Annotated in this window: 13 protein-coding genes, 2 tRNA genes and 1 pseudogene; 10 read left to right on the plus strand and 6 right to left on the minus strand. The window is 70.6% G+C overall.

The genetic code is table 11. The annotated features are described in order from the left end of the window. Positions 1-59: 59 nt before the first annotated feature. The gene (locus BJ971_RS04220) at positions 60-614 is read right to left on the minus strand and encodes a P-loop nucleotide/nucleoside kinase family protein (protein WP_184989992.1); all 555 of its coding nucleotides are present in this window, start codon (positions 612-614) and stop codon (positions 60-62) included. 42 nt (positions 615-656) lie between these two features. After that, positions 657-1,595 carry a 3-methyladenine DNA glycosylase gene (locus tag BJ971_RS04225; RefSeq protein WP_184989994.1) on the minus strand — a complete coding sequence of 313 codons (939 nt, stop codon included), beginning with the start codon at positions 1,593-1,595 and terminating at the stop codon, positions 657-659. Between the two features lie 187 nt (positions 1,596-1,782). Here BJ971_RS04225 and BJ971_RS40885 point away from each other — a divergent pair, with 187 nt between their 5' ends. After that, a complete protein-coding gene (locus tag BJ971_RS40885) occupies positions 1,783-2,586 on the plus strand; it encodes a fumarylacetoacetate hydrolase family protein (RefSeq protein WP_184989996.1) in 804 nt (267 codons plus the stop codon). A 51-nt stretch (positions 2,587-2,637) separates the two neighbouring features. Here BJ971_RS40885 and BJ971_RS04235 read toward each other — a convergent pair. Further along, positions 2,638-3,363 (minus strand): annotated as a pseudogene (locus BJ971_RS04235) (TetR/AcrR family transcriptional regulator); the annotation flags it as partial. A gap of 18 nt (positions 3,364-3,381) precedes the next feature. On the opposite strand from BJ971_RS04235, the gene BJ971_RS04240 reads away from it, so the two are divergent. From BJ971_RS04240 to BJ971_RS04255, 4 genes are all read left to right on the plus strand, one after another. Next, positions 3,382-4,182 carry an NAD(P)H-binding protein gene (locus BJ971_RS04240; protein WP_184989998.1) on the plus strand — a complete coding sequence of 267 codons (801 nt, stop codon included), beginning with the start codon at positions 3,382-3,384 and terminating at the stop codon, positions 4,180-4,182. A 93-nt stretch (positions 4,183-4,275) separates the two neighbouring features. Continuing rightward, positions 4,276-4,347, plus strand: a tRNA-Gln gene (locus BJ971_RS04245). Positions 4,348-4,458: 111 nt separating this feature from the next. Further along, positions 4,459-4,531 (plus strand) — tRNA-Glu (locus tag BJ971_RS04250). A 58-nt stretch (positions 4,532-4,589) separates the two neighbouring features. Continuing rightward, a complete protein-coding gene (locus BJ971_RS04255; protein ID WP_184990000.1) occupies positions 4,590-5,282 on the plus strand; it encodes an MBL fold metallo-hydrolase in 693 nt (230 codons plus the stop codon). A gap of 15 nt (positions 5,283-5,297) precedes the next feature. On the opposite strand, the gene BJ971_RS04260 is transcribed toward BJ971_RS04255, so the two are convergent. Then, positions 5,298-5,984 carry an IclR family transcriptional regulator gene (locus BJ971_RS04260; protein ID WP_023561932.1) on the minus strand — a complete coding sequence of 229 codons (687 nt, stop codon included), beginning with the start codon at positions 5,982-5,984 and terminating at the stop codon, positions 5,298-5,300. A 49-nt stretch (positions 5,985-6,033) separates the two neighbouring features. On the opposite strand from BJ971_RS04260, the gene leuC reads away from it, so the two are divergent. The 5 genes from leuC to BJ971_RS04285 all read left to right on the plus strand — a co-directional run bounded on the left by leuC (position 6,034) and on the right by BJ971_RS04285 (position 10,762). Further along, positions 6,034-7,479 (plus strand): 3-isopropylmalate dehydratase large subunit, encoded by a 1,446-nt coding sequence (gene leuC / locus BJ971_RS04265; protein WP_184990002.1) that lies wholly within the window; start codon positions 6,034-6,036, stop codon positions 7,477-7,479. Positions 7,480-7,493: 14 nt separating this feature from the next. Then, positions 7,494-8,081 (plus strand): 3-isopropylmalate dehydratase small subunit, encoded by a 588-nt coding sequence (gene leuD / locus BJ971_RS04270; RefSeq protein ID WP_184990004.1) that lies wholly within the window; start codon positions 7,494-7,496, stop codon positions 8,079-8,081. A gap of 177 nt (positions 8,082-8,258) precedes the next feature. Next, positions 8,259-9,125: an HU family DNA-binding protein gene (locus tag BJ971_RS04275; RefSeq protein ID WP_184990006.1), complete on the plus strand. Its 867-nt coding sequence runs from the start codon at positions 8,259-8,261 to the stop codon at positions 9,123-9,125. A gap of 121 nt (positions 9,126-9,246) precedes the next feature. Next, positions 9,247-9,690: a hypothetical protein gene (locus BJ971_RS04280; RefSeq protein WP_184990008.1), complete on the plus strand. Its 444-nt coding sequence runs from the start codon at positions 9,247-9,249 to the stop codon at positions 9,688-9,690. Positions 9,691-9,772: 82 nt separating this feature from the next. Next, a complete protein-coding gene (locus tag BJ971_RS04285; protein WP_184990010.1) occupies positions 9,773-10,762 on the plus strand; it encodes an IS481 family transposase in 990 nt (329 codons plus the stop codon). Here the strand turns inward: BJ971_RS04285 and BJ971_RS04290 are convergent. Continuing rightward, on the minus strand, positions 10,759-11,640 hold the full coding sequence (locus tag BJ971_RS04290; protein ID WP_184990012.1) for an NUDIX hydrolase: 882 nt from the start codon (positions 11,638-11,640) through the stop codon (positions 10,759-10,761). The two genes, BJ971_RS04285 and BJ971_RS04290, sit on opposite strands and share 4 nt — an antisense overlap. After that, a complete protein-coding gene (locus BJ971_RS04295) occupies positions 11,641-13,956 on the minus strand; it encodes an RNA degradosome polyphosphate kinase (protein WP_184990014.1) in 2,316 nt (771 codons plus the stop codon). Positions 13,957-13,990: the final 34 nt, after the last annotated feature.

The raw sequence follows: 13,990 nt of genomic DNA on the forward strand, positions 1-13,990 counted from the left end.
TCCAGAGTTCGCTGTTGTGCCTCGCGCTGAGCGGCCGTTCGGCGGACTGTGGCAGGTGGTTATCGCCCGGCCTGGACGAAGGTAGCGATTTCGTCGAGGTCGGGGCGGTATTCGTCGCTGGTGTCGACGTCGATCTCGGGGACGTTGAGCTGGACGCGGTGAAAACTGTTGTGTTCTGCCGCATGCGTTTGCCGGGTGGAGAGATGCGTGTCGGCGTGTGCGCGGCGGGTGCTGTTCTCGCCCTGTCGGAGCTGGATGCGGGTCCTGGCGATTTCCGCAGTGACCTGACAGTGGACGACTCGGATGTCGGCGATTTCGCCTAGGTGTTGCAGGTGTGGGCGCCAGAGCCGGTCCTGGAAGGCTGCTTCGGCCACCGTGGTGACGCCCGCGTTCAGGAGTAGCTCGAGTACCTGGAAGAACGTCGGCAAGGTGCGCAGAGTGAGTTGGTCGCCGGGAGCGGCGACGAAGTCGCCGGTGGCGTGGACCATTCCCTCTTTGATCTCATCCCGGCAGATTGCCGGACAGCCGATCTTGCGGGCGAGCCGATGGGCCAGGGTGGTCTTGCCGGCGCCGGGCGGGCCGCTCACGACGACGAGGATCGGTTTTCTGCTCACCACGTCGTTATAAGCGGTGTTCGTGCCGACTGGGCCGACGGGTCAGGTGTTGTGGGGGGCCACGGCGTTGCGGTTCTCGGCCGCGAGGGCCGGGCCCAGCAGTTCGTCGCAGACGCGGATCAGGCGGTGGCGTAGGGCGGCCGCGCGGCGAGCGAATTCGCGTTGGCGGGCCACGTACTCGGCCTTGCCCTCCGCGGTCTCGATTTTCACCGGCTCCTGGCCGTATGAGGACAGGTCGTACGGGCTGGCCTGCATGTCGAGCAGGCGGATGTCGCCGGCCAGGGCGAAGCAGTCGAGTGCGAGTGCGCCGGGCACCGCCGGGCCGAGCTTGCTCGCCCACTTGTGGCAGTCCATCGCCGCGTGCAGGCAGCCGGGCTGGTCCAGGTCGACCTGGGTGGCGCGGGTCGGCTGGAGGCGGTTAAGGCCGACCGCCTCCGGGGTGAAGAAGCGGAACGCGTCGAAGTGGGTGCAGCGGACCGGGTGCTGCTCGACCACCTCGTCGGTGCCGGCCTGGCCGAGGCGCAGCGGCAGCGAGTGCCGGTGCTCCGGCTGGCGGTAGACCATCGCCCACTCGTGCAGGCCGAAGCAGCCCGAGAACGCGGGCCGCGACGCGGTCGCCGTGAGCAGGCCGTGTATGTAGCGCACGCTCTCGCCGCGGGCGTGCATGTATGCCTCGACGTCGAGCGTGACCACGCCGTCGGTGTGTGCCTTGTACCACTTCCAGGCCGAGTGCTCGGCCAGCCCGCCGGGCGCGGCGGCCAGGCCGGTGCCGATGCCGGGGTGCCAGCGGCGAAGTTGGGCGGGGCGGGTGCCGTAGTAGTCGTACAGAAAATCCTCTATCGCGTGCTTCTCGCCCTTGGCCTTGCGGGCGCGGTGGCCGGCTGTCATCTCGTCGGCGCGCTCGGTGTGGGCTCGGGCCAGCGGGATCCAGCTGACCGAGGGCAGCACGGTGGTCAGCGCGTGGGTTTCGCTGATCCGCATCGCACCAGCGTATCCAGCAAGTCCACTCCTATCGAGCCTCGGTGTGGTCTGTGGTGAGGAACGCCCGAATGGGTTTCGCACGCCCGGATTTGTGACGTCGGCCACCCCGACTCGCCGCCGGAGGGCGGCGCAGGGCGGCGCGTAGCCTCGAAGCTGCGTGTTCATCGCTCAATGGATGGGGTTTTCCGTGCGTTTCGCTCGTTTTGTTCATGCCGGTGGCGTGTCCTTCGGAGTCGTCGAGGGTGAGGCGGGTGCCGGCGTCAAGGGCCTGACCGTCGCCGAGATCGGCAGTCTCCCGTTCGAGCAGGTGCGCTTCACCGGTCAGCGCTGGGCCCTGGCCGACGTCCGGCTGCTCGCGCCGATCTTCTCCAGCAAGGTGATCGGCGTCGGCCGCAACTACGCCGAGCACGCCGCCGAGCTGGGCAACGAGGTGCCGAAGGAGCCGCTGATCTTCATCAAGCCGTCCACCTCGGTGATCGGCCCGAACGACGCGATCCGGATCCCGCCGCAGTCGAACCAGGTCGAGCACGAGGCCGAGCTGGCCGTGGTGATCGGCGCGACCGGCGCCCGCCGGGTGGACCGGGCCGGCGCGGAGAAGGCCATCTTCGGCTACACCTGCGGCAACGACGTGACCGCCCGGGATCTCCAGCGCACCGACCCGCAGTGGACGCGGGCCAAGGGCTTCGACTCGTTCTGCCCGATCGGGCCGTGGATCGAGACCGAGCTCGACGTCAGCGACCTCGAGGTGCGCTGCGAGGTGGGCCGCGATCCGAACGCGATGGAGGTGCGCCAGCTCGGCCGCACCAAGGACATGGTCTTCGACGTGCCGACCCTGGTGTCGTACGTGTCACACGTCATGACGCTGCTGCCCGGCGACATCATCCTGACCGGCACCCCGGCGGGGGTGAGCCGGATCGTCACCGGCGAGACCGTCTCGGTGAGCGTTCAGGGCATCGGGGAGCTGCGCAACCCGGTCGTCTCGCTGGACTGAGATCCCGTCGAGGATCAGCCGCAGGCCGAGGGCGAACGCGTCCGCGGCCTGCTGGTCCGGCCCGCGGTCGAAGCCGCCGGCGTTCCACAGCTCCGTCATCGCGGGGTACTGCTCGACGTCGAACCACTGCTCCCAGAGCTGGCCGCGCTGACCCCACCAGGCGTCGTTGGACTGGCCGCTGGCCCGGCGCAGCTGGGCGTTCTCGCCCTCCTGCCGGGCCGCGGCGGTCACGAACATGACGATGGTCACGGCCGCGGTGTTGCGCCGCTCGACCGGTACGGCGCCGAGCGTGGAGAGCACGTACTCGCTCTCGCGGAGCATTCCCGGGCCGAGCGGCGGGCGTACCCGGGAGACCTCGGACAGCCAGGGGTGCGCGCGGTACATGGCGATCGTGCGGTCGGCGTACAGGTGGATCTGGTCCCGCCAGGGTCCGGGCCGCTCGTCGCCCGGGCCGGGTAGTCGCCGGCCGGCCAGCACGTCGTCGACCATCAGCTCGACCAGCTCGGTGCGCGAGGGCACGTAGGTGTAGAGCGTCATGGTCGCGACGCCGAGCCGCGCGGCCACCCGGGCCATCGAGGCCGCCGCCAGGCCGTCGGTGTCGGCGATGGCGATGCCGGCCGCCACCACGTCGTCGACGCTGAGCCTCGGCGGCCGCCCGGTCGTGGCCTTGCGCGCCGTCGCGTGCCGCCACAGCAGGGGCAGGATCCGGTCGGGATCGGTGGTCCCGCTGAACTCCGTCATCTCGTATACCCTACGAGAAGGGTTTCCGTAGCCCATACGATAACAGGGGGCGACATGAAGATCCTCGTTACCGGCGCTACCGGGGGAGTCGGCCGGCTGGTCGTCGACGAGCTGCTCGCGCTCGGTGCCACCGACGTCCGCGCGCTCACGGTCAACCCCGCCCGGGCCGGCCTGCCGGACTCCGTCGAGGTCGTGCGGGGGTTCGTCGGCCGGCCCGGTACCCTGCCCGACGCCCTCGCCGGCGTCGACCGCATGTACCTGGCGCCGGTGATCGAGACCAACGCGCAGACCTGCCGGCTGGCGGCGGAGGCCGGGGTACGCCGCATCGTCGACATGGCCGGCGCCAAGGGCGATCACTGGCAGGCGATCGAGGACGGGGTCGAGGCGTGCGGGGTGCCGTACGTGCACCTGGAGCCGGGCGAGTTCATGACCAACGCCGGGATCTGGTCGGCGCAGATCGCGGCGGGCGACGTGGTCCGCGACGGCTACGGCTCGGCCGCGAACGCGCCCATCGCGTGCGAGGACATCGCCGCGGTCGCGGCCCGCTGCCTGCTCGAGGACGGGCACGAGGGCCGCTCGTACGAGCTGACGGGCCCGGAGTCGCTGACCAGGCGGCAACGGGTCGAGCGGATCGGCGCGGCGCTGGGCCGCGAGCTCACCTACGTCGACCTGCCGCACGAGGAGCTCGTCGCCCAGCTCACCGAGGCCATGGGCGAGTACGGCCGCTGGTACGCCGACGGCCTCGCCGAGCTGGCCCGGCACCCGCAGGCGGCGGTGCCGACCGTCGCCGAGCTCACCGGGCGGCCCGCCACGACGTTCGCCGAGTGGGCCCGGAGCACCGACGTCTTCGGGTAGCCGAGAGGACACGGAACGCAGGGGTGGTGACCCGATTTGTTCGCCACCATGCGCTCGGGTAGAGTTCCCACTCGGTACGGCAAGCCGTGCCGATGGGGTATGGGGTAATTGGCAGCCCGACTGATTCTGGTTCAGTTAGTCTAGGTTCGAGTCCTGGTACCCCAGCGCGACTGTTCCGCAAGGGCGGTGGTGCTGGACTTCTGATAGAGTTCCGCACCGTTGCTCAAGCGAGAAGCGGAAGCAAAGCACGGCAAGATCGGAAGTTCAGCGTGTTCTGGCCCCGTCGTCTAGCGGCCTAGGACGCCGCCCTCTCAAGGCGGTAGCGAGGGTTCGAATCCCTTCGGGGCTACAAGCGTAAGCGGCCCGTGTCATCGACACGGGCCGCTTCTGTGTGTTCGGGTTCACTCGTGACGGACACCAGCGTGCGCAGGGTCGACTTCGGCTACTTCATCCGGCCCGCCGCCGAGACCGGCACGGGTGCGCCCCGCGTCGAGCCGTGCCTCGGCTATCTCGTCGACCACCCGGACGGCCTGCTGCTCGTCGACACCGGCATGGGTGCCGGTCCCGAGGTGGACGCGCACTACCGGCCGCACCGCGTCCCGATGGCGGCGGCGCTCGCCGCGGCCGGCGCCGCGGTCGGTGACGTACGGCACGTGGTCAACTGCCACCTGCACTTCGACCACAGCGGCGGCAACCCCGAACTGGCGGGCCGGCCGATCTACACCCAGCGCGCCGAGCTGGACCTCGCCAGGGCAGGGGAGCACTACACGTTGCCCTGGCTGATCGACAGCCCGGGCGCGGTCTACGAGGAGCTGGACGGCGAGGCCGAGATCCTGCCGGGCGTGGTGATCGTGCCGACGCCGGGCCATACGGCCGGCCACCAGTCCCTGGTGGTGCGCCGCGGCGACGGCACGGTGATCGTCGCCGGGCAGAGCCACGACCACGCGGTGGGCTTCACGGGCGACGTGCTGGCCCGCCGGGCCGGGCGCGACGGTGCCGGGCCGCCGCTGCCGGTGCCGCCGGCCTGGATGGACCGGCTGCTGGATTTCGACCCGGCGCGGGTGGTGTTCGCACACGACAACGCCGTGTGGACACCGTGAACGTCGCGGGGCCCGTCAGAGGCCGCTCAGGCGCTGCCCGGCGCGGACGACGGCCATCGCGTGGCGCTCGCCGGGGCGGCGGCCCAGCCGCTCGATGGGGCCGCTTATCGAGATCGACGCGATCACCCGGCCGGTGCGGTCGCGGATCGGCGCCGAGACGCTTGCCACACCCGGCTCGCGCTCCGCGACGCTCTGCGCCCACCCGCGCCGGCGCACCTCTGCGAGGGTCCGGCCGGTGAACTTGCAGCGCGGAAGCAGCGGCATCACGGCCTCCGGCGGCTCCCAGGCGAGTAAAATCTGGGCTGCGGATCCGGCCACCATCGGCAACACCGAGCCTACGGGCACGGTGTCGCGCAGGCCGCTCGCGCGTTCCGCCGCGGCAACGCAGATCCGTTCGTCCGCCCGGCGCAGATACAGCTGCGCGCTCTCGCCGGTCGCGTCGCGCAGCGCCGACAGCAGCGGTTCCGCCGCCGTCAGCAGCACGTCGGGTGCCGCGTTCGCGAGCTCGCCCAGGCGCGGCCCGGGGCGCCAGCGGCCCTGGGTGTCCCGGACCAGCATCCGGTGGATCTCCAAGGCCTGGGCCAGCCGGTGTGCGGTCGCCCGCGGCAGCTTCGTCCGGTCGACCAATTCGGCAAGGCTGGCGCCGTCGACACAGGCCGCGAGGATGACCACCGCCTTGTCGAGAACGCCGACACCGCTCATACTGTGTCCCACAAGCCGAAACATACCTCCCAGAATTTAGGATGTCCAGATGGTGGGAGTCACTCCGAAGCCGAGGACCCTGGCCGAGAAGGTCTGGGACGACCATGTCGTGCGTGCTGCCGAGGGTGAGCCTGATCTGCTCTACATCGACCTGCACCTGCTGCACGAGGTGACCAGCCCGCAGGCCTTCGACGGCCTGCGGATGGCGGGACGCCGGGTCCGGCGTACCGATCTCACGCTCGCGACCGAGGATCACAACACCCCGACCGGGTACGCCGACCCGGCGTTCAACAACCGCCGCGGCGACCTGATGACGATTCTCGACACCGTGTCACGCACGCAGATCGAGACCCTGCGCAAGAACTGCGCCGAGTTCGGCGTGCAGATCCGCTCGCTCGGCAATGTGGAGCAGGGCATCGTCCACGTGATCGGGCCACAGCTCGGGCTCACCCAGCCCGGCACGACGATCGTGTGCGGCGACTCGCACACCGCGACACACGGCGCGTTCGGCGCGCTGGCCTTCGGCATCGGCACCAGCGAGGTCGAGCACGTGCTCGCCACACAGACGCTGCCGCAGGCCCGGCCGAAGACGATGGCGGTCGTTGTCGACGGCGAGCTGCACTCCGACGCGTCGGCCAAGGACCTGATCCTCGCGCTCATCACCCAGACCGGCACCGGCGGCGGCAACGGCCACATCGTCGAGTACCGGGGCGAGGCCATCCGCAAGCTCTCCATGGAGGGCCGGATGACCATCTGCAACATGTCGATCGAGTGGGGCGCCAAGGCCGGCATGATCGCGCCGGACGAGACCACCTTCGAGTACCTGAAGGGCCGCGAACACGCGCCGCAGGGCGCCGACTGGGACGCCGCGGTCGAATACTGGCGCACGCTCGGATCCGACGAGGGCGCCGAGTACGACACCGTGATCCACATCGACGCCTCCAGCATCCACCCCTTCGTCACCTGGGGCACCAACCCGGGCCAGGGCGCGCCGCTGAACAGCGTGGTGCCCGACCCCGAGGAGTTCGTCGAGGAGTCGGAGCGCAGCGCCGCCCGCCGGGCCCTGGAATACATGGGCCTCGAGGCCGGCACGCCGCTCAAGGACGTCGCCGTCGACGTGGTCTTCGTCGGCTCCTGCACCAACGGGCGCCTCGAGGACCTGCGCGCGGCCGCCGACGTGCTGCGCGGCCACAAGGTGCACGAGGGCGTACGCATGATGGTCGTGCCCGGGTCCTACCAGGTCCGCGAGGCCGCCGAGGCGGAAGGCCTGGACCGGGTCTTCACCGAGGCGGGCGCCGAGTGGCGGTTCGCCGGCTGCTCCATGTGCCTGGGCATGAACCCGGACACGCTCAGCCCGGGCCAGCGCGCCGCCTCCACGTCCAACCGCAACTTCGAGGGCCGGCAGGGCCGCGGTGGGCGTACCCACCTGGTCTCGCCGCAGGTCGCCGCCGCCACCGCAGTGGTGGGCCGGCTGGCCGCCCCGGCCGACCTCTGAGCAGGAGCAGGAACATGGACAAGTTCACCACCCACACCGGCACGGTCATGCCGCTGCGGCGTTCCGATGTGGATACCGACCAGATCATCCCGGCCGTGTACCTCAAGCGGGTCACCCGCACCGGCTTCGAGGACGGGCTGTTCAGCGCCTGGCGCGACGACCCGGCCTTCGTGCTCAACAACCCCGCGCACGCGGGCGCGACGATCCTGGTCGCCGGCCCCAACTTCGGTACGGGCTCCTCGCGCCAGCACGCCGTCTGGGCGCTGCGGGACTGGGGCTTCAAGGCCGTCATCGCGCCGCGCTTCGGCGACATCTTCCGGGGCAACGCCCTCAAGGAGGGTCTGCTGCCGGTACAGCTCGATCAGAAGGCCGTCGAGGCGCTACTCGATATGGCGGACAGCGAACCGGACAAGCGGATCACCGTGGACCTCGCCGAGCGTCAGGTGCGCGTGGACGACGCGGTCTGGACCTTCCCCATCGATGATTTCAGTCGTTGGCGCCTCATGGAGGGTCTTGACGACATCGGGCTGACGCTGCGCCACGAGGAGAGGATTACCTCGTACGAGAAGGATCGCCCCGCTTACAAGCCGGTGGTCGTCTGACCCCGAATTCCCTTGTCGTCGCAGGCCCTTTCGCCCCCACCGGCTCCTCGGTGGGGGCGAAATCGTTGCGACACAACGTTTTTTTTTGAGCAGATGTTTGTGTCTGCTGGTCAGAGGGCATACGGTGCGCGCAGAATGGCTCGCATTGGGCCAGTTCTCACGTTCGGGAGGAAACCAGTGAACAAGGCCGAGCTCGTCGAGGCGCTCGCCGCCCGACTGGGGGACCGGAAGACGGCGACAGCAGCGCTGGATGCGGTGATCAGCGAGGTGCAGAACGCCGTAACCAAGGGCGATCGCGTTGCCATTACCGGTTTCGGAGTCTTCGAAAAGCGTGCGCGCAATGCGCGTACCGCGCGCAATCCGCGTACCGGTGAACCGGTGAAGGTGAAGAAGACGTCCGTCCCCGCATTCAAACCCGGAACCGGCTTCCGGGAGATGGTCGCGAGTGGCAAGGTGGCAAAGGTCGCCGCCCCGAAGAAGACCACGGGGGCAGTGAAGTCCACTGCCGCCAAGGCCGCTCCGGCCCGGTCGACCGCTGCTAAGGCAGCGGCGGCGAAGAAGACCACGGCCACGAAGGCCGCTCCGGCCCGGTCGACCGCCACCAAGACGGCGGCGGCGAAGAAGACCACGGCCACCAAGGCCGCGCCGGCTCGGGCCGCCACCAAGACGGCCGCGGCCAAGACCGCCACGAAGGCGGCCACGGCCAAGGCCACGACGGCGAAGAAGACGGCCACCAAGTCGGTGGCCACCAAGGCCGCTCCGGCCCGGTCGACCGCCACCAAGACGGCGGCGGCGAAGAAGACCACGGCCACCAAGGCCGCGCCGGCCCGGGCCGCCACCAAGACGGCCGCGGCCAAGACCACCACGGCCAAGGCCACGCCGGCGAAGAAGACTGCCACCAAGTCGACCGCTGCCAAGTCGACTGCCACCAAGGCGGCTCCGGCCAAGAAGGTCACCGCCCGCAAGACCACGGCCGCCGCCAGCACCACGGCGGCGGGGCGCGCCACCACCGCGCGTACCTCCGCGGCACGTAAGACCCGCTGATCACGACGGGCCGCCAGGCCCGCTCAGTTCGGCGCTGAGACACGAAGGGCGTCCACCCGTACGGTGGACGCCCTTCATGTGTTCCGGCGCCACAGTGGCCGCTGAGCCTACGGTCCGCATCATGGACCGTAGATCCGCCGAACCCCGCGGCCTCGTCGGCCGGTCGCTGATCGCCGCGGCCGTCTTCGCCGGCGCCGTCGTGCCCGGCTGGACGTTCGGCGAGCTGGCCGAGCGCTGGACCGGGCAGGGGCTGCTGGACTGGGCCGTCACCTGTGCCTGGTCGGGGCTGGCCGTCCTCGTGCTCGGGCCGTACTGCTCCTACCGGCGCCGTGACGCGGCGCTCGGCCTGGTTCCGCTGTACGGCTGGTACCTCGTCAGCCTGCTGTCCTGGCGGGTAGCGCTGCTGCCGCTGCGGGACTGGGAGCCGCGCGACGACGAGTTCTGGCGTGCCCGCTGGCTCACCGGCGATCTGGTCGGTTACTGGCGTGCGGACCAGCTGCCGCGGCCCGGGCGCCGGCCGGCGCACCCGGCGCGGCCTAGATGTTCTGTCCATGGACGTTGGTGACAGGGCTTAGTTCTTGAATTGGGTGAGGACCTCCGGGTGAGGTGGAGCTTGTCGAAGGTTCCGCATCACCCGGGAGGTCCTCGTGCCCCACGCTAATGCACCCCTGACCGAACGCGGCAGACTGCGCCTGGCCCGCTGTGTCGTGGACGACGGCTGGCCGCTACGCCGAGCCGCAGAGCGGTTCCAGGTCAGCCCGACAACAGCACAGCGGTGGGCGCAGCGCTACCGCGCCGAAGGCGTCACGGGCATGACCGACCGATCCAGCCGGCCACATCACAGCCCGGACCGCACCCACCTCCACGTCGAACGCCAGGTCCTGCACCTGCGCACCAGCCGCCGATGGGGACCGGCACGAATCGGCGGCCGTCTGGACCTGCCCGCCTCGACCTGCCACGCCATCCTGCGCCGCGCCGGCGTCACCCGCCTGACCCATCTCGACCGGGCCACCCGCCAACCGGTCCGCCGCTACGAACACCCCTGCCCGGGCGACCTGATCCACGTCGACATCAAGAAACTCGGCAACATCCCCGACGGCGGCGGCTGGCGCACCCAAGGCCGCGCACGCGGCAAACTCAACCGCACCGCCACCACAGGTCACGGCACTGACGCGTGGGGCGGTGCCCGGCTCGGCTACGCCTACCTGCACACCGCGATCGACGACCACTCCAGGCTGGCCTACACCGAAATCCTCGACGACGAACGCAAAGAGACCGCTGCCGCGTTCTGGCACCGCGCGCACGCCTGGTTCACCCGCCACGGCATCACCATCGCCCGGGTCCTGACCGACAACGGCTCCTGCTACAAATCCCGGCTCTGGCATGACACCTGCACCCAGCTGGGCGTGACCGTGAAGAAGACCCGCCCCTACCGGCCCCAGACCAACGGCAAAGTCGAACGCTTCCACCGCACCATGACCGACGAATGGGCCTACGCCAAGGCCTACCGATCAGAGACCGCCCGACGAGCGGCCTTGCCCACCTGGCTGCACACCTACAACAATCACCGGCACCACACCGCACTCGGCGGCCCACCCGCCAGCCGTGTCCCTAACCTGTCTGGGCAGAACACCTAGATCCGGCTCGACGCCAGGAGGCGGTCGCCGGACCATGTGAGGATCCAGCCCGTGCCCTTGGGCGTCCGGTAGGGCTCGGTGTCGTCGGCGCCGTGCAGAAGCGCCAGCAGGCCCGGTATCACCCGGCCCTGGCTGCACACCGCGGCCCGGTCGCCGTCGCGGAGCCGGGCCAGCCGGGCCGCCGCGCGCTCCCGTGCCGGCAGCGCGTCCGCCTCGGACGGCTCCGCGAACGCCGGATCCGTCTCGATGGGCAGCCCCAGCCGGGCGGAGAGCGGCTCGAGCGTCTGCCGGCAGCGCAACGGCGTGGCGGCGACCAGCCGCCGCGGACCGATCAGGGAGACCACCGCGTCCAGCGTCCGCGCCTCGGCCCAGCCCCGCCGGTCGAGCGGCCGCAGGTCGTCGTCGCCCTCGAACTCGCTGCGCCGGCCCGCGTGGGCGTGGCGGACCAGCGCCGTCACGGCGGTCACCGGCGGTAGCCCGGCGACGTGCTCCACCAGGCGCCGGTCGTCCGGGTAGCTCAGCCGCGCCACCGCTTCGGCGGGCGGGAGGAAGAGCACGGTGTCGACCTCGGTCGGATCCGCCGGTGCCGCGGCCGGGCCGTCGGCGCAGCGCATCAACCAGAAGTCGACAGTCTTGGGCGTGCCGTCCGGCAGCGTGTACGCGACGGCGGGCAGCCGCAGCTGTGGCTCGCCGCGCAGCCCGGTCTCCTCGAGCATCTCGCGTGCCGCCGCGGCGAGCGGGTGCTCTCCGCCGTCCAGCTTGCCCTTGGGCAGGCTCCAGTCGCGGCGGTACGGCCGGTGCACGACGCACACCTCGATCGAGTCACCGGCGGGCCGCCACAGGACGCCACCGGCGGCCCGGACCGGCTTCGCCGACAATCAGACCGCCTTGCCGATTATCTTGCGCAACAGCGCCTCCTGCAGGTGGATGTGCGGGTCCGACGGGGTCGACGCGCGGCGGTGCCAGGTGCCGTCGCCCGCGAGGTCCCAGCCCTCGCTCTCGTCGCGCATCGACAGCTCCAGCACGTTGCGCAGGTCGTTCTGCGCGGACGGCAGGCTGACCCGGACCAGCGCCTCGACCCGGCGGTCCAGGTTGCGGTGCATGAGGTCGGCCGAGCCGATCCAGTATTCGGCGTCGTCGCCCGCACCGAAGCGGAACACCCGCGAGTGCTCCAGGAACCGGCCGACGATCGAGCGGACCCGGATGTTGTCCGACAGCCCGGGTACGCCGGGGCGCAGCGAGCACATGCCACGGATGATCAGATCGACCTTCACGCCGGCCTGCGAGGCGCGGTAGAGCGCGTCGCAGGTCCCCTCGTCGACGAGCGAGTTCACCTTGAACTGCACAAGCGCCTCGCCGCCCTCGCGGGCGATCCGGGCCTGCTCCTCGATCCGCTCGACCAGCCCGGCCCGGACGCCGTGCGGCGCGACCAGCAGCCGCCGGAACTTGGTCTGCCGGCTGTATCCGGTCAGCACGTTGAACAGGTCGGTGACGTCCGCGCCGACCTCGGGATCGGCGGTGAGCATGCCGAAGTCCTCGTAGAGCCGGGCCGTCTTCGGGTGGTAGTTGCCGGTACCGATGTGGCAGTAGCGGCGGATCTGGTTGCCCTCCTGGCGTACCACCAGGGAGGTCTTGCAGTGCGTCTTGAGGCCGACCAGGCCGTAGACGACGTGGCAGCCGGCCCGCTCGAGCGTGCGGGCCCAGGCGATGTTCGCGACCTCGTCGAAGCGCGCCTTCACCTCGACGAGCACCACCACCTGCTTGCCGGCGGCGGCCGCGTCGACGAGCGCGTCGACGATCGGTGAGTCGCCGCTGGTGCGGTAGAGGGTCTGCTTGATGGCCAGCACGTTCGGATCCGCGGCGGCCTGCTCGATGAAGCGCTGCACGCTCGTGGAGAACGAGTGGTACGGGTGGTGCACCAGGATGTCGCACTCGCGCAGGCGGTTGAAGACGCTGCGCGGCACCTCGCCGTCGGCGAGCTGCGGGTGGGTGGCCGGCACGAACGGACGGTCCTTGAGGTCGTCGCGGTCGCACTCGCCGAAGACCTGCCACAGCGCCGAAAGGTCCAGCAGGCCGGGCACCCGCAGCACGTCCTGGCTGTCCATCTCGAGCTCGCGGGAGAGCAGGTCGAGGACGTGGTCGCTGATCGAGGCGGCCACCTCGAGGCGCACCGGCGGCCCGAAGCGGCGCTGGGCTAGCTCGCGCTCGAGGGCCTGCAACAGGTCCTCGTCGCGGTCCTCGTCGACCTCGAGCTCGGCGTTGCGGGTCACCCGGAACAGGTGCCACTCCAGGATCTGCATCCCGGAGAAGAGCTGATCCAGGTGCGCGGCGATCAGCTCCTCGACGGGAAGGAAACGCACGCCGCGGCTGTCGTTCTGCACCGTCACGAAGCGGTGCACGTTGTCCGGCACCTTGATCCGGGCGAACAGCTCGGCGCCGTTGCCGGCCGGGTCGCGCAGCGCGACGGCCAAATTCAGCGAGCGGCTGGAGATGTAGGGGAACGGGTGCGCCGGGTCGACGGCGAGCGGGGTCAGCACCGGGAAGACCTGCTCGCGGAAGAACATGCGCAGCCGCTCGCGCTCGGGCGCGTCCAGCTCGCCCCAGCTCACCAGCTCGATGCCCTCGGCGGACAGCTTCGGCCGGACCTCCTCGCCGAAGCAGGCGGCGTGCCGGGTGACCAGATCCGCGGCCCGCTCGGTGATCATCGCGAGCTGGTGACGCAGCGACGAGCGGTCGCCGCCGCGCATCGGCAGGCCGGCCTTCAGCCGGCGCTTGAGGCCCGCGACGCGGACCATGTAGAACTCGTCGAGGTTGCTGGCGAAGATGGCCAGGAACTTCGCGCGCTCCAGCAGCGGGGTCTCCGGATCCTCGGCGAGGGCGAGCACCCGGGAGTTGAAGTCGAGCCAGGACAGCTCCCGGTTGAGGAACCGGTCGTCCGGCAGCTCGGGCAGCTCGTGCTCGTCAACGTCGTCGAGGTCGTCGGTGCTGTCGGCGAGCGGGCTGTTAGGTGCGGTTGTGGTGCTGGTCACGGCGGGCTCCGGAGGCTCGATGGGGGTCGGCTCGGTGGCGCACTCGTCGTTGAGTATTTCGGCCTCGGTCGCCCGTTCCTCGCGGGGAAGGAACCGCCCGTTCGGGCCGCGGCGGCGAGCCGCGGACGGCACGGTCGTGTCGGGTGTCCGGGGCGGGGTGGTCATGACCCCCATCATCGCCCGTCCACGGTGAACAGGA

The organism is Amorphoplanes digitatis, from assembly GCF_014205335.1.
In the GTDB taxonomy this organism is placed as follows: domain Bacteria; phylum Actinomycetota; class Actinomycetes; order Mycobacteriales; family Micromonosporaceae; genus Actinoplanes; species Actinoplanes digitatus.

Bases quoted from the DNA above. Each gene is read 5' to 3' on its own strand.
- BJ971_RS04260 (WP_023561932.1), bottom strand. From the start codon at position 5,984: ATGAGCGGTGTCGGCGTTCTCGACAAGGCGGTGGTCATCCTCGCGGCC.
- leuC (WP_184990002.1), top strand. From the start codon at position 6,034: ATGGTGGGAGTCACTCCGAAGCCGAGGACCCTGGCCGAGAAGGTCTGG.
- BJ971_RS04295 (WP_184990014.1), bottom strand. From the start codon at position 13,956: ATGACCACCCCGCCCCGGACACCCGACACGACCGTGCCGTCCGCGGCT.
- leuD (WP_184990004.1), top strand. From the start codon at position 7,494: ATGGACAAGTTCACCACCCACACCGGCACGGTCATGCCGCTGCGGCGT.
- BJ971_RS04225 (WP_184989994.1), bottom strand. From the start codon at position 1,595: ATGCGGATCAGCGAAACCCACGCGCTGACCACCGTGCTGCCCTCGGTC.
- BJ971_RS04280 (WP_184990008.1), top strand. From the start codon at position 9,247: ATGGACCGTAGATCCGCCGAACCCCGCGGCCTCGTCGGCCGGTCGCTG.
- BJ971_RS04240 (WP_184989998.1), top strand. From the start codon at position 3,382: ATGAAGATCCTCGTTACCGGCGCTACCGGGGGAGTCGGCCGGCTGGTC.